The following is a 20959-nucleotide window of genomic DNA, read 5'->3' on the forward strand; positions in this document are numbered from 1 at the left end:
AGGCGATGGATCCCATTTTCAAACGTACGCTTACAGAACTTCGAACAGCCCCGCTGCGCCCATGCCGCCGCCGATGCACATCGTCACGACGACATATTTGGCGCCACGGCGCTTGCCTTCGATCAGCGCATGCCCGGTCATCCGCGCACCCGACATGCCATAGGGATGGCCGATCGAGATCGCGCCGCCGTTGACGTTGAGCAACTCGCCCGGAATGCCCAGCGTGTCGCGGCAATAGAGCACCTGCACCGCGAACGCCTCATTGAGCTCCCACAGGCCGATATCGTCCATCTTCAGGTTGAAGCGCTCGAGCAGCTTCGGAATCGCATAGACCGGGCCGATGCCCATCTCGTCGGGCTTGGTGCCCGCGACCGCCATGCCGACATAGCGGCCCAGCGGAGTGAGGCCGCGCTGCGACGCGAGCTTCTCTTCCATCAGCACGCAGGCCGAAGAGCCGTCGGAGAGCTGGCTGGCATTGCCCGCCGTCACCGTGCCGTTCGGCACCACCGGCTGCAGCGCCTGCAGGCCTTCCAGCGTCGTCTCCGGCCGATTGCCCTCGTCCTTGGCGAGGGTGATCTCCTTCTGCGAGACCTCCTTGGTCTCCTTGTTGACGAGGTTCATCGTCGCGGTGACGGGCACGATCTCGTCGTCGAACTTGCCCGCTGCCTGCGCGGCGGCGGTGCGCTGCTGCGACTGGAAGGCATAGGCATCGCACGCATCGCGGCCGATGCCGTAGCGCGCGGCGACCACTTCGGCGGTCTGCAGCATCGGCATATAGGTGTCGTTGTGCAGGCCGATCAGCTCGCGATCGGGCTCGACACGCATCTGCGGGGTCTGGACGAGGCTGATCGATTCGACGCCGCCGCCGAGGGTGATGTCCATGTTGTCGACCACGATCTGCTTGGCGGCGGTGGCGATCGCCATCAGGCCCGAGGCGCACTGGCGGTCGATCGACATGCCGGCGACCTCCACCGGCAGGCCGGCGCGGAGCAGCGCGAGGCGGGCGATGTTGGGCGCCTGGCTGCCCTGCTGGAGCGCGGCGCCGAACACGACGTCGTCGACCTGGCCCGGCTCGATGCCCGCCCGCTCGACCGCGGCGCGGATCGCGTGCGCGCCCAGGGTCGGGGCCGGCGTGGCGTTGAACGCGCCGCGATAGGCCCGGCCGATGCCCGTGCGGGCGGTGGAAACGATGACTGCGGAGCGCATTTTCTTCTATCCTCCAAGGCGTCACCCCAGCGAACGCTGGGGTCTCTTTCAGTATTCCCCTCGATGCGATGCCAGCGTGCGCTGGCAGGACGATCGAGTTTAGACGTACACCAGCGCGATCCACTCGGCGATGACCGCCGGCTTCTCCTCGCCTTCGATCTCGAGCTGATAGTCCTGCACCTGCTCCCAGACGCCGGGCTGCCGCTCGACGAACTTCCTGAGCGTGAACCGACCGCGCACCCGCTTGCCGGAGCGCACGGGGGTCAGGAACCGGACCTTGTTGCCGCCGTAGTTCACGCCCATTCGCGCGCCTTCGATGGCGGGCGCATCGGTGCGGGCCGCGAGCATCGGCATCAGCGAGAGCGACAGGAAGCCATGCGCGATCGTGCCGCCGAACGGCGTCTCGGCCGCGCGCACCGGATCGACATGGATGAACTGGTGGTCGCCGGTCGCCGCCGCGAACTGGTCGATCATCGCCTGGGTGACCTCCACCCAGTCCGAGACGTGCGCGGTGCCGACCCGTTCGGCCATCTCCTGCGGGGTGACGGTCGCTGCCAAGACTATCCTCTCGCGTAATTATCTTTCATAGGCTCGCATATCTAAGGGGGCCACCGGCCTCCCTGCAAGCTTTAGCCGACCGGAAACTGGAAAATGCCGACTGCCGTACCGTCACACCACCGCGAATTGATGGCCAAACTGCACCGTGCGGCCGAACCCGATGTTCTAAAACCGCTTCTGGAGCGGGCGCGACTCACCCCTGATTCGCGCGAACGGGTGATGGACCACGCGCTGGCGCTGCTGGCGGACCTGCGGGCGGCACAGACCCGCGGCTGGGTGAACCAGTTCCTCCAGGAATATCGGCTCAACTCGTCCGAGGGCGTCGCGCTGCTCAGCCTCGCCGAGGCGTTCCTGCGCGTGCCCGATCCCGAGACCGCCGACCTGCTGATCGCCGACAAGATCGGCGATGCCGACTGGAAGGCGCATTCGGGCAAGTCCAACTCGGTGCTGGTCAATTCGGCGACCTGGGGCCTGATGCTGGGCCGTGCGCTGGTCGGCGACGAGAAGACGGGTGCGCTCCGCCGCCTGATCTCGCGCGCCGGCGAGCCCTTTGTCCGCCAGGCGGTGGGCGCCGCGATGAAGCGGATGGGCGAGGTCTTCGTGATGGGCCGCACCATCGACGAGGCGATGAAGCGGATGAAGAAGCCCGAGAACAAGGGCTTCACCGCCAGCTTCGACATGCTGGGCGAAGCCGCGCGGACCAAGGCCGATGCCGAACGCTATTTCCAGGCCTATTTCGAGGCGATCCGCGCGGTCGGCCGCGACCCCAAGGCGGGCCATTCGATCTCGGTGAAGCTCTCGGCGCTCCACCCGCGCTACGAAGTCGCGCAATATGACCGCTGCGTGCCCGAGCTGACCGACATGCTGGCCCAGCTCGCCTCCGAATCGGCGGCGCAGGGCATCCCGCTCACCGTCGACGCGGAGGAGAGCGAGCGGCTGGAGATGAGCCTCGACATCATCGGGTCGGTCGCGCGCCGGCCGGAGCTCAAGGGCTGGAACGGCTTCGGCATGGCGGTGCAGGCCTATGGCAAGCGCGCCCGTGCGGTGATCGGCTGGGCCGATGATCTCGGCCGGCCGATGCATGTCCGCCTGGTCAAGGGCGCCTATTGGGACAGCGAGATCAAGCGGACCCAGGTGGAAGGCCTGTCCGACTATCCGCTGTTCACCCGCAAGGCGGCGACCGACGTGTCCTATCTCGCCTGCGCGCGCGACATGCTCGCGGCGAAAAACATCGTGCCCGCGTTCGCCAGCCATAATGCGCTGACCGTCGCGACCATTCTCGACTGGGCAGGCGATGCCCGCGACTTCGAGTTCCAGCGCCTCCACGGCATGGGCGAAGGCCTGTACGAGCGGCTGGTCAACGAACAGGGCTATCACTGCCGCATCTACGCGCCGGTGGGCGGGCACCGCGATCTGCTGGCCTATCTCGTCCGCCGCCTGCTGGAAAACGGTGCGAACTCCAGCTTCGTGCACCAGCTGGCCGACGAGCAGCTGAGTGAAGCGGAGTTGCTCGCCGATCCGGTGGAGAAGATCGCGGCGGTGGGGGGCACGCGGCACCCGAGCATCCCGCTGCCGGTCGAACTGTTCGGTGCGTGGAAGAATTCCGGCGGCATCGATCTCGCCGAGCGGACGATCCTGGCGGAGACGGCAGCGGCGATCGCCGCCAAGCCATTGCCTGCGGCCACCACCAGCGCGCCCACCGATGTGCGCGCGGCAATCGACCGCGCTTCCGCCGCCTTCCCCGGCTGGGCCGCCACCCCGCTGGCCACCCGCGCCGCGATCCTCGAGCGTCTCGCCGATCTGCTCGAGGAGAACCGCATCGAGCTGATGGCGCTGGCGGTCAAGGAAGCCTTCAAGAGCATCCCCGACGCGCTCGGCGAGGTCCGCGAGGCGGCCGATTTCTGCCGGTACTATGCGCTTCAGGCGCGCACCGGCCTTGCGCCGATCACCCTCCCCGGGCCGACGGGCGAGCGCAACGAGCTGCGCATGGAAGGCCGCGGCGTCTGGGCGACGATCGCGCCGTGGAACTTCCCGCTGGCGATCTTCCTCGGCCAGACCGCCGCCGCGCTCGTCGCTGGCAACGCCGTCGTCGCCAAGCCCGCCCCGCAGACGCCCGAGATCGCCCGCGCCGCCGTGCGCCTCGCCCATCAGGCAGGCGTGCCCGAGGACGCACTGATCCTGGTGACCGGCGGCCCGGAAGCGGGCGCCGCGCTCACCTCGGACCCGCGCATCGCCGGCGTGGCGTTCACCGGCTCGACGCCGACCGCCAAGAAGATCGCCGCGTCGCTGCTCGAAGGCGACGACCGACCGCTCGTCCCGCTCATCGCCGAGACCGGCGGCATCAACGCGATGATCGTCGATTCGACCGCGCTGCCCGAGCAGGTGGTGGCGGACGTGCTCACCTCCGCCTTCCGCTCGGCCGGGCAGCGCTGCTCGGCACTGCGCCTGCTGCTGCTGCAGGAGGAGATCGCCGAGGGCGTGATCGAGATGCTGCGCGGCGCGATGGAACTGCTGATCCTCGGCGATCCTGCCGATCCGCGCACCGATATCGGCCCGGTGATCGACCAGGCGGCCTATGACAAGCTGATGGCCTATCGCGACAGCGCCAAGGCCCAGTGGATCAAGACCGTGCCGGTCCCCGCCACCGGCCTGTTCGTGCCGCCGACGATGATCCGCATCGATCGCCCGGAAGACCTGACCCGCGAATGGTTCGGGCCGATCCTCCATGTCGCCACCTGGAAGGCGGGCCAGCTCGCCGAGACGGTGGCACGGGTCAACGCCAAGGGCTTCGGCCTGACGATGGGCCTGCACAGCCGCATCGCCCGCTCGGCCGAGCTGGTCGAGGCCGAGGCGCGGGTGGGCAATCTCTATATCAACCGCTCGATGATCGGCGCGGTGGTGGGCTCGCAACCCTTTGGCGGCGAGGGCCTCTCGGGCACCGGCCCCAAGGCCGGCGGCCCGCACTATCTGCACCGTTTCTGCGCGGAGCGGGCGGTGTCGGTGGACACGACCAGCGCCGGCGGCAACGCGACGCTGCTCAGCCTGGACGAAGGGGGGATTTGAGGGAGCGCCAGTCCTATCCTCTCTCCCTTCGGGGGGAGGATGGGGCGGACCTCCCCACACATCAACCGTCATTCCCGCGAAGGCGGAAATCCATTTGCCAGGCCGTTCGGGGAAAGAACCTCGACTTCAGCGCCAGTGGATCCCCGCCTTCGCGGGAATGACGGTGTATTTTCCGGGTGGGTAAACCCTTTCCCCGGCGGGGAGAGGGAAGACCGGCTCACCCGCTATGCGCGGCCATCCACTGCTCGACGACCGGCGCGATGCGGTTGCGCCACTTCGAGCCGTTGAAGATGCCGTAATGGCCGACGCCTTCGGCAAGATGATATTGCTTGAACGATTCCGGCAGGTTGGTGGCGACGGTCAGCGCCGCCTTGGTCTGGCCGATGCCGGAAATGTCGTCGCGCTCGCCTTCGATCGCGAGGATGCCGATATCGGTGATCGCGCCCGGATCGACCTTGCGCCCACGGTGCAGCATCTCGCCCTTCGGCAGCGCATGCGTCTGGAATACGACCGAGATCGTCTGGAGGTAGAATTCGGCGGTCATGTCGCAGACCGAGCGATATTCCTCATAGAACTTCATCGTCGAGTCGGCGCTCTCGTCATCGCCCTGGACGAGATGCTTGAACATCTCCCAGTGCGAGATGAGGTGGTTGCCCAGGTTCATCGTCATGAAGCCGGCGAGCTGCAGGAAGCCCGGGTACACCTTGCGCCCTGCACCCGCATAGGTGACCGGCACGGTGGCGATGACGTTCTGCTCGAACCAGCTGAACGGGCGCTCGGTCGCCAGCGTGTTGACCGCGGTCGGCGCCTCGCGCGTGTCGATCGGCCCGCCCATCATGGTGAGCGTGGCGGGGCGGTTCGGGTGCTGGTCCGCGCTCATCAGCGCGGCGGCGGCGTAGCAGGGCACCGAGGGCTGGCACACCGCCAGCATGTGCGGCCGCGGATCGCCCTCGGCACCGATATGCGCAAGGAAGTCGATCACGTAGTCGACATAATCGTCCAGGTCGAACTTGCCCTCGGACTTGGGGACCAGCTTCGCGTCGCGCCAGTCGGTGATGTACACGTCCGCCACCGGCAGCATCCGCTGCACCGTGCCACGCAGCAGCGTGGCATAATGGCCGGACATGGGTGCCACGATCAGCAGCTTGGGGCCGCCTTCCACGCCTTCGCGCACGAAGCGCTTGAGCTGGCCGAACGGCTTGCGCAGCACGATCTCTTCGTGGACCGCGACCTTGCGGCCGTCGATCTCGGTAAAATCGAGCGCGAAGGCGGGCTTGCCGCGCGGGGCGGAGGCGTGCGCGAACACCTCCAGCGCCGATGCCATCACCGGCCCGCCGCCGAAATAGGCGAAGGGATTGGCCGGATTGTTGAGCAGTCCCGCGCTGAAATTGGCCAGGGCACTTGCCCCGGCAAGCATGGAACGTTGAATCTCGTAGGCGTCGTACAGCATCACAAATCCTTCCCCGTGCCCCGATCCCTGCAGCGGGGGTTGTCTTACCACCCATATAGACGGCGGCCTTGTGCACCGCAACGTCGTAGCTATGCGGAACCGAGACAGCGGCAGGTGGTTCCCCTGCCCCGCGAACCGCGCTAGTCGCTTGCGCCATGGCCGATACGACCCCGCCGCCGGCGCCGCGCCGCAAGCTCAGCAGCCTGCTCGTCATCTGGCAGTTCACCCGCCGCTATCCGCTGCAGATCGTCATCGCGTCGATCGCGCTGGTCACCTCGTCGCTGGCGACCCTGTGGATCCCGCGCACCTTCCAGAAGATCGTCGACAACGGCTTCGCCAGGGGCGTCGATACCAGCCGGATCGGGGTCTATTTCGAGGGCCTGCTCGGCGTGATCCTGCTGCTGTCGGTGGCAACGGCGATCCGCTTCTTCTTCATCTCCTGGGTGGCGGAACGCACGGTCGCGGACCTGCGCGTCGCGGTGCACCGCAACCTGCTGCGCCTGCCGCCGAAATGGTTCGAGGAAAACCGCCCCTCGGAGATCGCCTCGCGACTCACCTCGGATACCGCACTGGTCGAGCAGGTGGTGGGATCGACCGTCTCGATCGCGCTCCGCAACCTGCTGACGGGCATCGGCGGCGTCATCTACCTGTTCGTGCTGGCACCCAAGATCGCCGCCTATCTGATCGTCGGCATGCCGCTGACCGTGCTGCCGATCGTCTGGCTGGGCGGGCGCGTCCGCCAATATTCGCGCAACAGCCAGGACCGCGTGGCCGATATCGGGGCGATCGCCTCCGAGACGCTGGGCGCGATGCGCATCGTCCAGGCCTTCGGGCAGGAGCCGCGCGAGGGGCAGCGCTTCCAGGATGCGGTGGTGCGCAGCTTCGCCGCCGCGCAGAAGCGATTCGCCCTGCGCGCGGTGATGACCGCGCTCGTCATCGGCCTGCTGTTCACCGCGATCACGCTGATCATGTGGGATGCGGTGTCGGGCGTCGCTGCCGGACAGATCACCGGCGGCGCGATCACCGCCTTCGTGATCACCGCGGGCCTGGTCACCGGCTCGTTCGGCGCGCTGACCGAAGTGTATGGCGACCTGCTCCGCGCCTCGGGCGCCGCCAGCCGGCTAGCCGAACTGCTCCAGCAGGAGCCGGACATCGCCGCGCCCGCCAATCCGATCGCCCTGCCCACCCCGGCCGAGGGCGCGATCGCATTCGACGCGGTGACCTTCCGCTACCCCACTCGCCCCGAGGTTTCCGCGCTGCAGGATTTCTCGCTGTTCGTGGCACCCGGCGAAACGGTGGCGGTGGTCGGCCCCTCGGGCGCCGGCAAGTCGACCCTGTTCCAGCTGCTCCAGCGCTTCTACGACCCCGAGGCGGGCGAGATCCGCATCGACGGCGTCGCCATCCCCAAGGCCGATCCGGCGGAGGTGCGCGCCCGCATGGCGATGGTGCCGCAGGAAACGGTGATCTTCGCCGCCTCCGCCCGCGACAATCTGCGCTACGGCAACTGGGAGGCCGGCGACGCGGCGATCTGGGCCGCCGCCGAGGCCGCCAATGCCGCCGAATTCCTGCGCGAGCTGCCGGACGGGCTCGACACCTTCCTCGGCGAAGGCGGCGCGCGCCTGTCGGGCGGCCAGCGTCAGCGGCTCGCCATCGCCCGCGCACTGCTCCGCGACGCGCCGATCCTGCTGCTCGACGAAGCGACCAGCGCGCTCGATGCCGAAAGCGAGAAGCTGGTGCAGGACGCGCTGGAGCGGCTGATGGAAGGCCGCACCACGCTGGTGATCGCGCATCGTCTCGCCACCGTGCGCGCCGCCGGGCGGATCATCGTGATGGACGGCGGCCGCATCGTCGAGACCGGCACCCATGCCGAGCTGGTCGCACAGGGCGGGCTCTATGCCCGGCTGGCGGCGCTGCAGTTCAGCGAAGCGGCGTGATGCCGACCATCCTCCCCGCGTGGCGCGGGAGAAGGGCTCAGGCCGCCAGCGCCTTGCGCGCCGTCATCCATTCCTGGAAGGCGGCAGGTTCCAGCGGACGCGCGAACCAATAGCCCTGCGCCTCCTCGCAGCCCATGCCGGCGAGGAGGGCCGCGGCGCCCTCGGTCTCCACCCCCTCGGCGACGACGCGGCGGCCCAGCTTGTGAATCAGGCCGATCATCATCTCGACCAGCACATGATCCGCGCCGGACGCATCGTCGAGGCCGCGGACAAAGGCCTGGTCGATCTTCACGACCTGCGCCGGCACCTGCTGCAGATAGGCAAGGCTGCTATGGCCGGTGCCGAAGTCGTCGATCGCCAGCGCGATCCCCGCGCCCGCCAGCTCACGCAGCATCGCCAGCGCCTTTTCGGGCTGTGCCATCATCGCGCTTTCGGTGAGCTCGATTTCCAGCTGCGCCGGGCGCAGCTGCCGGGCGATCAGCGCCAGCTGGATCCGCTGGATCAGGTCCGGCTCCGCCAGGTTCGCCGCCGAAATGTTGATCGATAACGTCGGCTGCAGTCCGGCCGCCTGCCAGCCGGCAAGCTGATCCAGCGCGTGCTCCAGCACCCATTGCGTCACCGGGCGTGCCAGCGCCGTCTGCTCGATGATCGGGATGAACTCGGCGGGAGAAACGTCGCCGAGCACCGGGTGGCGCCAGCGCAGCAGCACTTCCGCCCCCAGGCAGCGGCCCGTGTCCAGCGCCACGCGCGGCTGATAGACCAGCCGCAGCTGGTCATCGGCCTCGAGCGCCGCCCCGAAATCCTGGAGCAGATCGTAATGGCGGCGCATCGCGTCGTCGCGCTGGGCCGAATAGAGTCCGATCGCGCCGTCGGTGCGCCGCGCGTCCTGCGCCGCGCTGCTGGCCCCGCGCAGCACGTCCTCGGCCGCAACCGCGCCGACGCGGAACGGGCGAAGGCCGATGGCGACGCTGGTCACGAAGCGCACGCTGGACGCGGCACGAATGCCCTCGAAGGCCTTTTCCAGCACGGGGGCATAGCTGGCCGGCTCGGCACCCGGCGGGGACAGGAACGCGAACTGGGTCGCGCCGATGTGATAGGCGGTGCGCCCAGCGCCCACCCCGCCCTGGATGGCGGCGGACGCTTCCCGGATCATCTCGTCGACCCGGGCAGGGCCCATCGCGCTGATGATTTTGGCGATCTGGTCGTCGCGCGCGAGATCGACGACGACCGCGATGCGCTGCTCGCCCGGAACGTCGCGCGCCATGTCCACCAGATCGTCGCGAAACTGGGCGCGCGTGGGCAGGCCGCTGATCGGGTCGATCCTGCCAAAGGCATGCTGCAGCTCGATCTGGGTCATCACCATCGCCGCCAGATCGGCCAGCGCAGCGAGCTCCTCGGGCGCGGCACTGCGCGGCTCCGCGCCGAGTACGCACAGGGCGCCCAGGCCATAGCCGTCGCTGGTAACCAGCGGGGCACCGGCATAGAAGCGCGTGCCGTTCGCCGCGAGCAGGCTGTCGGCATAGCCGGCATGCTGCATCAGATCCTCGATCACCACCAGCTCGCGGGATTCGGCGACCTCGGCGCAGGGCGCCTTGTGCCGCGGAATGCTGCGATGGCTGACCCCGACGCGCGACTTGAACCACTGCCGGTCGCGGTCGGTGAGCGACACCGCCGCAATCGGCAGGCTGAAGATCTGCGCCGCCATGCGGGTGATGCGATCGAACTGCTCGCTGGGCGACGTGTCGAGCAGCTTCAGCTGGTGCAGCGCGTCCAGGCGCGCCGCCTCGCGATAATCCTGCACAATCGTTTCCTCTTCACCGTGCAGTATAGCAAGAAGCGTTTACGATTCCTCAAAGCGAGCGCAATTGCGGATCAATTGGCCGTGATGCTCTTCGCCACCGCCTCGGCGATCTTGATGCCGTCGATCGCGGCGGAGAGGATGCCGCCGGCATAGCCCGCGCCCTCGCCTGCCGGGAACAGCTGCGGCGTGTTGAGGCTCTGGAAATCCGCTCCGCGCGAGATGCGGATCGGCGAGGACGTGCGCGTCTCCACCCCGGTCATCACCGCTTCCGGGTGGTCGTAGCGCGCGATCTGCCGGCCAAACACCGGCAGCGCCTCGCGAAAAGCCTCGATCACGAAGCCGGGCAGGCAGGCGGAAAGATCGGTAGGCGTCACGCCGGGCTTGTAGCTGGGCACCACCTGCCCCAGCGCGGTCGACGGGCGGCCGGCGAGCAGATCGCCGACCAGCTGCCCCGGTGCGTTGTAGTTCGATCCACCGGCGAGGAAGGCCGCATCCTCCCATTTGCGCTGCAGTTCGATGCCCGCCAGCGGCCCGTCCGGATAGTCCCGCGCCGGATCGATCGCCACGACCAGCCCCGAATTGGCGTTGAACTCGGCACGCGAATATTGGCTCATGCCGTTGGTGACGACGCGGCCCTCCTCGGAGGTCGCCGCAACGACCCGCCCGCCCGGGCACATGCAGAAGCTGTAGACGGTGCGGCCATTGGCGCAGTGGTGCGACAGCGCATAGGCCGCCGCGCCGAGATCGGGATGCTTGGCGCAGTTGCCGAAGCGCGCCTGGTCGATCCAGCTCTGTGGATGCTCGATCCGCACGCCGATCGAGAAGGGCTTGGCCTCGATATGCACGCCCAGCCGGTGCAGCATCTCGAAGGTCGGGCGCGCGCTGTGCCCGACCGCCAGCACGACGTGATCCGCCTCCAGGAAACTGCCGTCGTGCAGGTGCAGGCCGCGCACCTTGCGCTGGCCGTCCAGCTCCACGCCGTCGACACGGGTCTGCCAGCGATATTCGCCGCCCAGTTCCTCGATCGTGCGGCGCATGCTCTCCACCATCGAGACGAGGCGGAAGGTGCCGATGTGCGGGTGCGCCTGCCACAGGATGTCGTCGGGCGCGCCGGCCTTCACGAACTCCTCCAGCACCTTGCGGCCCAGGAAGCGCGGATCCTTGACCCGGCAATAGAGCTTGCCGTCCGAGAAGGTGCCCGCCCCGCCCTCGCCGAACTGGACGTTCGAATCCGGGTTGAGCTCGGAACGGCGCCACAGGCCCCAGGTGTCCTTGGTCCGCTCGCGCACGATCTTGCCGCGATCGAGGATGATCGGGCGGAACCCCATCTGCGAGAGGAGAAGCCCGGCGAACAGCCCGCACGGCCCGGCGCCGATCACCACCGGGCGCAGGCCCTGCCAGTCCTCGGGCGCGTGGACAGGCGGGCGATAGCTCATGTCCGGGGTCGGCCGCACGTCCTTGTCGCCGGCCAGCCGTGCCAGCACCTCGGCCTCGTCGGCCAGCTCGACATCGACCGTGTAGACCAGCAGGATCGCGCTCCGCCGCCGGGCATCGTTGCCGCGCTTGAACACGGTGAAGCCGCGCACGTCCGCCGGCGCCACCCCCAGCCGCGCGGCGATCGCGGGCGCGAGCGCATCGGCGGGATGATCGAGGGGCAGGGAAAGTCCGGACAGGCGCAGCATCGAAACGGGGATTCCAGCAGATTTCGGGGGGTGTGATCGTCCCTTAGCGCGGCGGGACGAAGCGGCAAACCAGGGATTACGCGCTGGCCGTACCACAAAACCCATTGTCATTCCCGCGAAGGCGGGAATCCATTTGCCAGGACGCTGGGGGAAAGCATCGCGGCTTCAGCGCCAATGGATCCCCGCCTCCGCGGGGATGACGTCTGCGTGTGAGGCGACGGAAACGCCCTCAATCCCGCGCCAGCGAGTCGCGGAGCGCCTGCGCCTCGCGGTTCAGCCCTGCCAGCCGCTCCAGCGAGAGATCGGTCTTCTCCAATACCGCCTCGCCCAGGCAGCCGCATTCCTCGCGGATCGCCCGGCCCTGCTCGGTGAGGAATACCTGCACCTGCCGTTCGTCCTCCGGATTGCGGCGGCGGTCCACCAGCCCGGCTGCCTCCAGCCGCTTTACCAGCGGCGTGATCGTGCTCGATTCGAGCGCGAGCCGCTCGCCGATGGCGCCCACCGTGCGCCCGTCCTGTTCCCACAGTGCGTGGAGCACCAGATATTGCGGATAGGTGATCCCCAGCCGATCGAGGATCGGCTTGTAGACGCGCGTGATCGCCATGCTCGCGCTGTAGAGCGAAAAGCAGAGCTGGCCGTCGAGCGGAAGCGGGGCAGGCATGGGCAGAACTCCTGTCCCACCGGACGACGGCGGGATAAATCACATATCGCGATAACGAATCCTCTGGACAAGGGGCAGGGCTTCGCCTATCTATTAGTTATCGCGATAATGTTTATCGCAGCGATAAAGGAGACACCCGATGTCGGTCGACGTGAAGTACACCACCAAGGCAACTGCAACCGGCGGCCGCGACGGCAGCGCGCGTTCGGAAGACGGCGTGCTGGACGTGAAGCTGTCCACCCCCAAGGAACTGGGCGGCGCCGGCGGCGACGGCACCAATCCGGAGCAGCTGTTCGCGGCGGGCTATTCGGCCTGCTTCATCGGCGCGCTGAAGGCGGTGGGCGCCGGCATGAAGATCAAGGTCCCGGCGGATGTGTCGGTCACCGCGACGGTGGGCATCGGCCCGCGTTCGGAAGGCGGCTTCGGCATCACGGCCGATCTGGTCGTCAGCCTGCCGGGCATGGACCGCGAGGAAGCGCAGAAGCTGGTCGACGCCGCGCATCAGGTCTGTCCGTACTCGAACGCGACCCGCGGCAATGTCGATGTCGGTCTGACCCTGGCCTGACGCCTTCAAGGATCCCGCGGCACATCCGCGGGATCCTACACCCGGGTGTCGAGCAGCGACCCCATCATCTGGTCCTGGGTGCGGATCACCGAGAGATTGGCGCGGAACGAGAAGAGTGCCTTGCGCTGCTCGGCGTCCTCGCTCGCGAACTCCACGTCGGGCGCCTCGATGTTTCCGTCCGCATCGGCGTCCTGCGATTCCGGATCGTAGCGCGGCCCGGTGCCGGGCACCGCCGGTACCGGCTTGGCGTTCACCCCGCCCGCCGCCGCGGCCGCCTGGTAGATGGCGATCGGCTGATAGGCATGGTTGATCGTCCTGCCGATCGCGTTCGCCGCCGGCACCGCCTTGGCGATCTCGCCCGTGGTATTGGCATTCGCCACGTTCTGCGCGCTGACGTTCAGCCGCGCGACGCTGGCCTGTACTCCGGATAGGGCGATATTGGTGGCGATCATGGCGCTACTCCAAGGCGCCAGAATCGCATCCGCATCTTACCAAATCCCTGCGCGGCAGGGTTAACCGCCGATCAACGTGCTTTCGGCGGTTCCAGCACGATCGCATCGCCGCGGCGCCGGGGTGCCAGCCCTACCAGCGCGCCGATCAGCGCCGTGCTCTGCGCCGGCGTGTCCAGCCGGAAGCGGCCGCTCAGCCGGGTGGCGCCCAGCGCCGGATCGGCGAGCCGGATCGGCACCGCGCTGTGCCGCCCGATCCGCGCCAGTGCCGCATCCAGCCGCATGCCATCCGCGCTCAGCCAGATGCTGTCGAGGCCGCTCGGCGCCCTGGGGTCGAAGCGCTGGACGCGCAGCGGCGCCGCCCCCACGCTCACCCATTCGCCGCCGGTCACCACGATCGGCGACCGCCCCGGCTGATCCACCCGCACGCGGCCGCGATAGACGTGCAGCTCCACCGCCCCCGGCAGCTGGTCGACGCTGAAATTGGTACCGAGCGCGGTGAAGCGCGCCGCACCCGACTGGACGGAGAAAGGCCGGCTGGCATCATGCGCCACGTCGAACCGCGCCGCGCCGCGCTCCAGCATCACCGGCCGGGCATGATCGGCAAAGGCGATCCGAACCGTCGAGGCCGCGTCCAGCGCGATCGTCGATCCGTCGCGCAGGCGCAGCTGCTCGCGCTGACCGACCGGGCTGGCGTGGCGGAAGCCCGCAACCGCCGCGGTCTTCGGCGCGGGCGGCGCTGCTGCCCGCCACAGCAGCGGCACCGCCGCCACGGCCGCAAGCCCGGCCGCCGCAGCAGCGATCCGCCGCGCCGGCACCCGCCGGGCCGCCGCGCGCGGCTGCCGATCGGTGCTGCGGCGTCTCGGCACCGCATCGGGGAGCGCCGCCGCTGCCGGCCGCGCTGCTTCCAGCACCTCCAGCAGCGCAGGATCGCGAAGCAGCTCGTGCATCCGGGTGAACGCCCGGAGATGAGCCTCGGATTCGTTCAGCCAGGCGATCAACAGGCGCCGCTCGCCCGCGTCGAGCGCGTCGATCCGATCCGCCCAATCGGCGGCGATTTCCAGAACCGCTGCCTCAGCCATGCGCCGCTCCCTCGGCGGTGCCGTCCAGGTCGCCGCATTCCGCCAGGTCGATCATCGCGCGCACCAGATGCTTCTTCACCGCTTCCAGGCTCAATCCCAATTCCTCGGCAATCTCGGCACGCGACTTGCCGTCGAGATGGCGTTTCACGAAAACCTCGCGGCGCAGCGCCGGCAACCCGGCCAGCACCAGCTCGAAGCGCGCCAGCCGCCGGCGATAGTCCAGCACTTCCTCGGGCAGCGGCAGCGCGCAGGCGATCTCGGCATCGAGCGGTTCGGTCTGCGCAGCGCCCTTGCGCGCGCCGGCGAACAGGATCGAATCCGCCACGCGGAAGGCATAGGCGAGCGGCTGCTCGATCCGTTGCTTGCGTTCCTGTTCCACCACCCGCACGAACGTCTCCTGCACGACATCGTCCGCCTGCTCCGGATCGCGGAGCCGCTTGCGGACATAGGCGGTCAGCCGGGTCCGATGTTCCGCCAGAATGTCTGCCGCATCCATCAGGCGCATCTTCCCGGCCCCGCCGCTGTGCAGGTGTAGAGTCCCGGGGCGCCGAAACGGGGACATTGCCCCCGCGCCTGCCGCGCGCCGCCGTCAAAACGCATAGCGAATCCCCGCGCTAAGCACGCGCCCGCTATGCGTGATCGCCAGCAGCCGGCGCGCGTCGCGATCGGTATATTGGAGAATGGGGGCATTGGTAAGGTTCTGCGCCTCCAGCACCAGCTTGGCGTGCCGGCCGAGCGCAATATGGGCGGCGGCATCCAGCGTGGCGGCAGGCGCGATCCACTCGCCGATATTGCCGCTGTTGCCGATCGCGGTGCGATAGCGATCGCGATAGGCCAGCGCGATCCGGGCATCCCAGCCGCGCGCGGCGTAATAGAGCGTGGCATTGCCTTGCCAGCGCGACAGGTCGATCAGCGTCAGCCGCACCGGCACTCCGGCATAGAGCACGTCCGAGCGGCCATCGGCATAGGTGCCGTTCAGCTGCACGCCCAGCCGGTCGAGCGGGGCCGGCAGGAAACGCAATTCCTGCTGCACCGCCAGTTCCGCGCCGAGAATGGAGGCGCCGCCGCCATTGAACGGCTGGATGACGTTGAACAGCATGTTAGCGCTCTGCCCTGGAAACAGAAAGGCCAGCGGATAGCCGGTGGCGACATAGGGCTGCACCGTCGTCGCCGAGGTAATGAACGAGTTCATGTGCTTGTAGAACAGCCCGAACGCGATCAGCCCCCCGTTCGTACCATAGCGCTCGAGCGCGAGATCGAAGGATTGCGCGCGAAAGGGCTTCAGGTCGGGGTTGCCGGTGGTGATCGTACCACCAAAGGGCGAGACCGACACCACCGCCGCCGCGCGCAGATCGGCAAGGTCGGGCCGGTTGATGTTCTCGCTGGCGGTGGCGCGCAGCAACAGCGCCGGCCGCAGCGTCAGCCGCGCCTCCAGCGAGGGCAGCCAGGCGCGGCTGTCGGTGCTGTGGGTGATCGGGGCGGCGAGCATGTCGCTGGTGGCTGCGCCGGTCGAGCGCGTGGTGATCGCCTGATAGCGCAGCCCGCCGCGCACCCGCAGCGGCAGCGCGCCGAGCCGACCGTCCCAATCGAGCAGCGCGAACCCCGCCGCGCTCTCCTCGCGCAGCCGGTAATCGGTGCCGGGGACGTTGTCGGCCGCGGTGAGGTCGCGGCGCTGGCCGATGGCGGCATAGGTCGCGTCGACATCGGCAACGACATAGGGGGCGATGGTCGGCCCGTCGAAGACCGTTGTTACCGCCAGCCCGCCGGAAGGATAGTCCACCCGGGTGCGACGCTGATAGCCGCTGTTGGTGAAGCGATGCCAGCTGCCGCCGGCGCGGAAGGTGAGCCCCGGCGCCATCGTGCGATCGAGCGTGAGCCGCGCCTGGGCATTGGCGTTGTCGATCGCGTCCTCGCGCGCATCGGCCCGCATCAGGGTCCACACCGCCGGGTCGGCCGGATCGAAGCCGTAGCGGTTGCCGGGATTCGTGCCGGTGGGCGTTGTTGCGAAATCGCGGTTCTTCGCTTGCAGGAACACCTTGTCGAACACCGGCCCGCGAAACGCTGATCGGTTATAGCCCAGGGTGAACTGGACGATCGTCGTGGCGTCGAGCGGCTTGCGGACCGACAAGGTCGCCTGATCGAAGCGGGTGCGGTCCTCGGATCGCTTCGCTTCGGTGCGCAGGTCGACGCCAGAATAGCGCGCCGCCGCCAGCGTATCGCCGACGATCGTCTCAGCAAGCAGCCGCTGGGTGCCGGTGACGGTACCGGTAAGGCCATTGTCGCCCGCCGCCGCCAGCGAGCGCTCGTCGCGGTGGTCGGCGAGTGCGGCATGCACCCAGTCGATGTTCACCTCGGTGCCGTCGTCGCCTGCGTGCTGAACGGCCGCGACGAGGTTCAGCCGGTCGAGCCGGTTGATCCAGCTTGAATAGGTCGCCGCGCGCGGGCCATAGACCGGACGACCCGCAGCCCCGGTCAGCCGCGCCCGCTGTTCGGCCGTGATGTCCGGTCCCAGATTGGCGGCGCCGAAGGTAACCGGCGCCCAGTCCCAGTTGCGATAGCCGAACTCCGCGACATGGTTGCTGCTGAACGACACCGCGACCAGCACGCCCCAGTGGGTATCGCGACGGGAAAGCTCCACCGTGCCCTGCGGCGTCGTCGCCATGCCGTTCCCGCCGGAGCGAGCGCGCAGCGATACCAGCGTCTCGTTGCCCGGCCGATCGAACGGGCGCGCCGTCTGCAGCGCAACGGTGCCACCGATGCCGCCGGCATCGGCATCGGCCGACCAGCTCTTTTCCACCACGACCTGCGAGAGCAGGCTGGCCTCGAACACCGAATAGTCGAAGCGCCGCTCGCGGCTGACCGACCCGCGATTGTCGAAGCCCGACGCCGTGGTGGCGAGCGCATCGACCCCGTTCAGCGTCGTCCGGGTGAACAGCGGCCCCAGCCCGCGCAGCGAAACCTGGCGTCCCTCGCCATTGTCGCGGCTGATCGCCACGCCGGGCAGCCGCTGGAGGGCATCGGCGACGTTGCGGTCGGGGAAGTCGGCAATGTCCTGCGCGCGGGTTGCCTCACGCACGCCGGTGGCGCGGCGCTTGAGCGCGATCGACTGGCGCACCGCCTCGCGGTAGCCGGTGACGACGATCAGGGCAGGCTCCGGAGCGGGCGGTTGCAGGGCGGCTGGCGCGGCGGTGCCGGGTATCACGACATAGCCGCCGCCCGCCGCACGGGCGACCAGCGGCAATCCCGCCAGCGCGCGCGCGATCGCCGCTGCGATCGTCATGCGTCCGCGGATGCGCCGGGGTACCAGGAGCGATGCCGGCTGGGTGGTGAGGATCTCTACGCCCGCCTGCCGGGAAAGCGCCCGGAGCACCTCCGGCAACGGCCCCGGCGCGATGTCGAAGCGCAGCCTCGGCTGCGGCGCCATCGCCTGCGGCTGGCACGGTGCGGCGACGGGCGAAAGCGATCCCAGGATCAGCACCACCCCCGAAACCCACCGGTACGAATGCCGACGCCCGCGCAGACCCTTTGCCTCCGCAGGCGCGGCTATCAGCCGATCATGACAGCTTGTTGACCCCTGAGGCCGACCACCCCCGGGGTGAAACGGCTCCGCCGTCCCGCCCCGGGGCAAGCCTCAGAACGAAATGCGCACGCCGCCCATCACCGTCGTTCCCGCGCGGGTGACGACATAGAGGCGCTGGGTGCTGTCCGAATATTGCTTCTCGCGCTGGTTGGTCAGGTTGATCGCGTCGAAGGTCAGCTGGATCTTGCTGGTCAGGTTGTAATGCGCCGAGGCGTCCACATAGGTGGTCGGGGCATAGCCGGTGAGATCCTGATCCTTGCCGAGGCTCGTCGAGACCGGCGAGGCGCTGTACACATAGCCGCTGCGATAATTGACCGAGACGCGCGCGTCGAACCTGGCGTCCTGGTAGTAGAGCGTCGCATTGGCGTTGACGTGGCTCAGCCCTTCCAGCGTGGTGCGGATCGCGTCCGAGCCGTAGATCTTGCGATAATCGTACTTCGAGTCGAGATAGGTGAAGTTGCCGCTCCCGCCCAGGTGGTCGAACGGCGCCGGCAGGAAGGTGAAGTCGGCCTGCCCTGCCAGTTCCACGCCCGCCAGATCGGTGCCGTCGAGGTTCACCGGGATCGAGTAGCTGGTGATGATCGTGCTGGGCGTCAGGTTCGGTGCCAGCGTGGTCGGCTGGCCGGTGACGCTATAGGGCACGTTGGACAGCGTCTTGGTGGCAATGAAGCCGTCGAGATGCTTGTAGAAGCCGCCCAGCGCGACGTAGCCGACCCGGCCGAAATAATGCTCGATCGACAGGTTGAGGTCGGTCGACTTGTAGGGCTTCAGGTCCGGATTGCCGACCGAGACGCTGTAGGTGCCGTCGTCGTTGAGCGTCACCGAGGCATTGGCCGCCAGTGCGCTCAGCGTCGGGCGGTTGATGTTCTTGCCCGCCGAGAAGCGGACCTGCAGGCCCTGCTGCAGCTCCAGCGTGAGGTTCATCGCCGGCAGCACGCCGTCATAGCTCTTGCCGATGCTGGCATTGCCGCTGCCAATCGTGTTGCCCTTGCTGTCGGTAGCGCTGGAGAAGCCCGACGAGGTCAGGTCGGTGCGATAGTAGCGCACGCCGATATTGCCGCGGAACGGCAGGCTGCCGAGGTGATGGTCCCAGTCATATTGCGCGAACGCCGCGCCGGTGCGCTCCTCGACGCCGTAGACGCTCAGCTTGGGCCCGAGATAGGCGTTGCGATCGATGCCGAGCTGGCTCAGCGCCTTGTTGTAATCGACCACCACCCAGTTCTGGCCCTTATAGCCCGTATAGACCTGGGCATACTTGCTGATGTCAGCGCTCACCTTCCCCGTCTGGAACTCGCTCTGGTAGACATTAACCTGGCCGCCACGGCTATAGCCACTATTCTCGAACCGGCGCCATTCGCCGCCGAACGACAGCTTGTCGTCGGGGCTCACCGAAAATTCCAACCGGCCCTTGGCGGTGTCGAACGCCGAATCCTGGTAGTTGGACGAAATTAGCAGGTTGTGCGCGTGCCACAGCGCGGGGTTGCCGGTGTCCCACTTATAGGTGTTGACCAGCGAATAGGTGCCGCCGCGATAGTCCGAGGTGACGCCACCATAGGCTTCGAGGTAGAATTTATCGCTGATCGGCACGTCGTAGCTCGAGCGCTCGACACCGCCGGTGAAGAAGAACTTGAGGTTGTCGCTCAGCGCCGCGTCGCCGCTCAGCACCAGCTGCTTGAAGATGTTCTTGGTCTTCTGGGTGCGGGTTTCCGTCGCGGTGTTGGCGCCATCGACGTCGAGATAGTCGACCTCGTTCTGGTCGTTCCAGTGGATCTGGTTGATCTTGGAGGCCTTGTAGGTCACCCCCGCGAAGGTCTGCGCGCCGCCCAGCCAGGTCGAGCCGCCACCGCCGCGCGAGGCGAGGTGCGTTTCGAACCGATCGCCCTTGAATTCGCCGTACAGGCCGTCGAGCGCGAGATTGATCTTGTCGCTCGGCTTCCACTGGATCGCAGCGGTCAGGCCCAGGCGATCCTGCGTGCTGTCCCACACCGACAGGCGGTTGCCGCGAGCAAAGCGCAGGTCGCCCGACGCGATCTTGGCCTGCTGATCGGCGGTCAGCGCGGAGACGTCGCTGCCATTGGCCTTGTTTCGACGCCAGCGATAGGTGTCAAAGCCCTCCTCCCGGGTGTCGCGGTGGCTATAGGCGCCCGAGATCAGCACGCCGAAATTGCCCCAGTTCTTCGACAGCAGCCCGGTGAAGCGAGGCTGCGCGTCCTTGGTCAGCGTGTTGGTGCCGAGCTGGGCGGAGACGACCGCCTTGGTGCCGACATAGTCGAACGGCCGTCCGGTGTGCAGGCCGACGGTGCCCGCCAGGCCGCCTTCGGTCTGGATCGCCTGGTAGGATTTCTCGACATCGACGCGGTTGAACAGCTCGGCGGCGAACAGGTTGAAGTCGAAGGCGCGGTCGCGCGAATTCTGGCCCCGGCTGTCCTGGGGCGAGTCGACATTGCCCAGCACTTCCATGCCGTTTAGCTGGACGCGGGTGAAATCGGGGCCGAGGCCGCGCAGGCTGATGCGGCGGCCTTCGCCGGCCTCACGGTTGATCGCGACGCCCGGCAGGCGCTGGATCGCCTCCGCGAGGTTAAGGTCCGGGAAGGCGGCGATGTCGTCGGCCGCGATCGAATCCTGGATGATCGCAGACTTGCGCTTGATGTCGCGGGCCTGCTCGAGGCTGGCGCGATAGCCGGTGACGACGATGTCCTGAGGCTCGCCGGCGGTGCTCTGCTGGTCCTGCGCCAGTGCCGGCTGCGCGACGCAACCGAGCGCGGTCGTCACCAGCCAAAGGGTGCGCTTGTTCACCATGATCTTCGATGTCCCCCGTGAATGCGGTCATTTTGCACCGCGCAAGAGGCGCGGTTCGACCAGGTAGAGGACGCCGGAGCGACAATGGGGACAGAAGAAATTTGTTAAATTTTCGTGACTTTTATTACA

Annotated in this window: 14 protein-coding genes; 3 read left to right on the top strand and 11 right to left on the bottom strand. The window is 68.0% G+C overall.

Features of this window, described 5'->3' with window-relative positions; all coding sequences use genetic code 11:
* Positions 1 to 30 precede the first annotated feature (30 nt).
* Together OIM94_RS07900 and OIM94_RS07905 are read right to left on the bottom strand one after the other, a co-directional pair.
* The gene (locus OIM94_RS07900) at positions 31 to 1206 is read right to left on the bottom strand and encodes an acetyl-CoA C-acyltransferase (protein ID WP_264609519.1); all 1176 of its coding nucleotides are present in this window, start codon (positions 1204 to 1206) and stop codon (positions 31 to 33) included.
* A 99-nt stretch (positions 1207 to 1305) separates the two neighbouring features.
* Entirely contained in the window at positions 1306 to 1764 is a 459-nt protein-coding gene (locus OIM94_RS07905; protein ID WP_413716387.1) for a MaoC family dehydratase, read from the bottom strand.
* Positions 1765 to 1893: 129 nt separating this feature from the next.
* Between OIM94_RS07905 and OIM94_RS07910 the strand changes: the two genes are divergently transcribed.
* Positions 1894 to 4827, top strand: a complete 2934-nt coding sequence (locus OIM94_RS07910) for an L-glutamate gamma-semialdehyde dehydrogenase (RefSeq protein ID WP_264609520.1) — start codon at positions 1894 to 1896, stop codon at positions 4825 to 4827.
* A 217-nt stretch (positions 4828 to 5044) separates the two neighbouring features.
* Here OIM94_RS07910 and OIM94_RS07915 read toward each other — a convergent pair whose 3' ends face one another.
* Complete coding sequence (locus OIM94_RS07915) at positions 5045 to 6277, bottom strand: polyhydroxyalkanoate depolymerase (RefSeq protein ID WP_264609521.1); 1233 nt, start codon at positions 6275 to 6277, stop codon at positions 5045 to 5047.
* A 155-nt stretch (positions 6278 to 6432) separates the two neighbouring features.
* Here OIM94_RS07915 and OIM94_RS07920 point away from each other — a divergent pair, with 155 nt between their 5' ends.
* Complete coding sequence (locus OIM94_RS07920) at positions 6433 to 8211, top strand: ABC transporter transmembrane domain-containing protein (RefSeq protein ID WP_264609522.1); 1779 nt, start codon at positions 6433 to 6435, stop codon at positions 8209 to 8211.
* Positions 8212 to 8248: 37 nt separating this feature from the next.
* On the opposite strand, the gene OIM94_RS07925 is transcribed toward OIM94_RS07920, so the two are convergent.
* From OIM94_RS07925 to OIM94_RS07935, 3 genes are all read right to left on the bottom strand, one after another.
* Positions 8249 to 10012, bottom strand: a complete 1764-nt coding sequence (locus OIM94_RS07925) for a putative bifunctional diguanylate cyclase/phosphodiesterase (RefSeq protein ID WP_264609523.1) — start codon at positions 10010 to 10012, stop codon at positions 8249 to 8251.
* 71 nt (positions 10013 to 10083) lie between these two features.
* Positions 10084 to 11694: an NAD(P)/FAD-dependent oxidoreductase gene (locus tag OIM94_RS07930; protein WP_264609524.1), complete on the bottom strand. Its 1611-nt coding sequence runs from the start codon at positions 11692 to 11694 to the stop codon at positions 10084 to 10086.
* Positions 11695 to 11923: 229 nt separating this feature from the next.
* Entirely contained in the window at positions 11924 to 12355 is a 432-nt protein-coding gene (locus tag OIM94_RS07935) for a MarR family winged helix-turn-helix transcriptional regulator (RefSeq protein WP_264609525.1), read from the bottom strand.
* Between the two features lie 139 nt (positions 12356 to 12494).
* Here OIM94_RS07935 and OIM94_RS07940 point away from each other — a divergent pair, with 139 nt between their 5' ends.
* On the top strand, positions 12495 to 12920 hold the full coding sequence (locus OIM94_RS07940; RefSeq protein ID WP_264609526.1) for an organic hydroperoxide resistance protein: 426 nt from the start codon (positions 12495 to 12497) through the stop codon (positions 12918 to 12920).
* 35 nt (positions 12921 to 12955) lie between these two features.
* Here OIM94_RS07940 and OIM94_RS07945 read toward each other — a convergent pair whose 3' ends face one another.
* The 5 genes from OIM94_RS07945 to OIM94_RS07965 all read right to left on the bottom strand — a co-directional run bounded on the left by OIM94_RS07945 (position 12956) and on the right by OIM94_RS07965 (position 20830).
* Entirely contained in the window at positions 12956 to 13372 is a 417-nt protein-coding gene (locus OIM94_RS07945; RefSeq protein ID WP_264609527.1) for a flagellar basal body rod protein FlgC, read from the bottom strand.
* A 71-nt stretch (positions 13373 to 13443) separates the two neighbouring features.
* On the bottom strand, positions 13444 to 14451 hold the full coding sequence (locus OIM94_RS07950) for a FecR family protein (protein ID WP_264609528.1): 1008 nt from the start codon (positions 14449 to 14451) through the stop codon (positions 13444 to 13446).
* A complete protein-coding gene (locus OIM94_RS07955; RefSeq protein WP_264609529.1) occupies positions 14444 to 14956 on the bottom strand; it encodes an RNA polymerase sigma factor in 513 nt (170 codons plus the stop codon). The genes OIM94_RS07950 and OIM94_RS07955 overlap by 8 nt, the downstream gene beginning before the upstream one ends.
* Before the next feature lie 84 nt (positions 14957 to 15040).
* The gene (locus OIM94_RS07960; RefSeq protein ID WP_264609530.1) at positions 15041 to 17932 is read right to left on the bottom strand and encodes a TonB-dependent receptor; all 2892 of its coding nucleotides are present in this window, start codon (positions 17930 to 17932) and stop codon (positions 15041 to 15043) included.
* Positions 17933 to 18082: 150 nt separating this feature from the next.
* Positions 18083 to 20830 carry a TonB-dependent receptor gene (locus OIM94_RS07965; RefSeq protein WP_264609531.1) on the bottom strand — a complete coding sequence of 916 codons (2748 nt, stop codon included), beginning with the start codon at positions 20828 to 20830 and terminating at the stop codon, positions 18083 to 18085.
* Between the last annotated feature and the right edge of the window lie 129 nt (positions 20831 to 20959).

The organism is Sphingomonas sp. R1 (genome assembly GCF_025960285.1).
Classification (GTDB): domain Bacteria; phylum Pseudomonadota; class Alphaproteobacteria; order Sphingomonadales; family Sphingomonadaceae; genus Sphingomonas.

What these genes read in the sequence shown, in the direction of transcription:
- OIM94_RS07940 (WP_264609526.1), top strand. Translation starts at nt 12,495, where the DNA reads ATGTCGGTCGACGTGAAGTACACCACCAAGGCAACTGCAACCGGCGGC.
- OIM94_RS07965 (WP_264609531.1), bottom strand. Translation starts at nt 20,830, where the DNA reads ATGGTGAACAAGCGCACCCTTTGGCTGGTGACGACCGCGCTCGGTTGC.
- OIM94_RS07935 (WP_264609525.1), bottom strand. Translation starts at nt 12,355, where the DNA reads ATGCCTGCCCCGCTTCCGCTCGACGGCCAGCTCTGCTTTTCGCTCTAC.
- OIM94_RS07900 (WP_264609519.1), bottom strand. Translation starts at nt 1,206, where the DNA reads ATGCGCTCCGCAGTCATCGTTTCCACCGCCCGCACGGGCATCGGCCGG.
- OIM94_RS07915 (WP_264609521.1), bottom strand. Translation starts at nt 6,277, where the DNA reads ATGCTGTACGACGCCTACGAGATTCAACGTTCCATGCTTGCCGGGGCA.
- OIM94_RS07910 (WP_264609520.1), top strand. Translation starts at nt 1,894, where the DNA reads ATGGCCAAACTGCACCGTGCGGCCGAACCCGATGTTCTAAAACCGCTT.
- OIM94_RS07930 (WP_264609524.1), bottom strand. Translation starts at nt 11,694, where the DNA reads ATGCTGCGCCTGTCCGGACTTTCCCTGCCCCTCGATCATCCCGCCGAT.
- OIM94_RS07955 (WP_264609529.1), bottom strand. Translation starts at nt 14,956, where the DNA reads ATGCGCCTGATGGATGCGGCAGACATTCTGGCGGAACATCGGACCCGG.
- OIM94_RS07950 (WP_264609528.1), bottom strand. Translation starts at nt 14,451, where the DNA reads ATGGCTGAGGCAGCGGTTCTGGAAATCGCCGCCGATTGGGCGGATCGG.
- OIM94_RS07945 (WP_264609527.1), bottom strand. Translation starts at nt 13,372, where the DNA reads ATGATCGCCACCAATATCGCCCTATCCGGAGTACAGGCCAGCGTCGCG.
- OIM94_RS07920 (WP_264609522.1), top strand. Translation starts at nt 6,433, where the DNA reads ATGGCCGATACGACCCCGCCGCCGGCGCCGCGCCGCAAGCTCAGCAGC.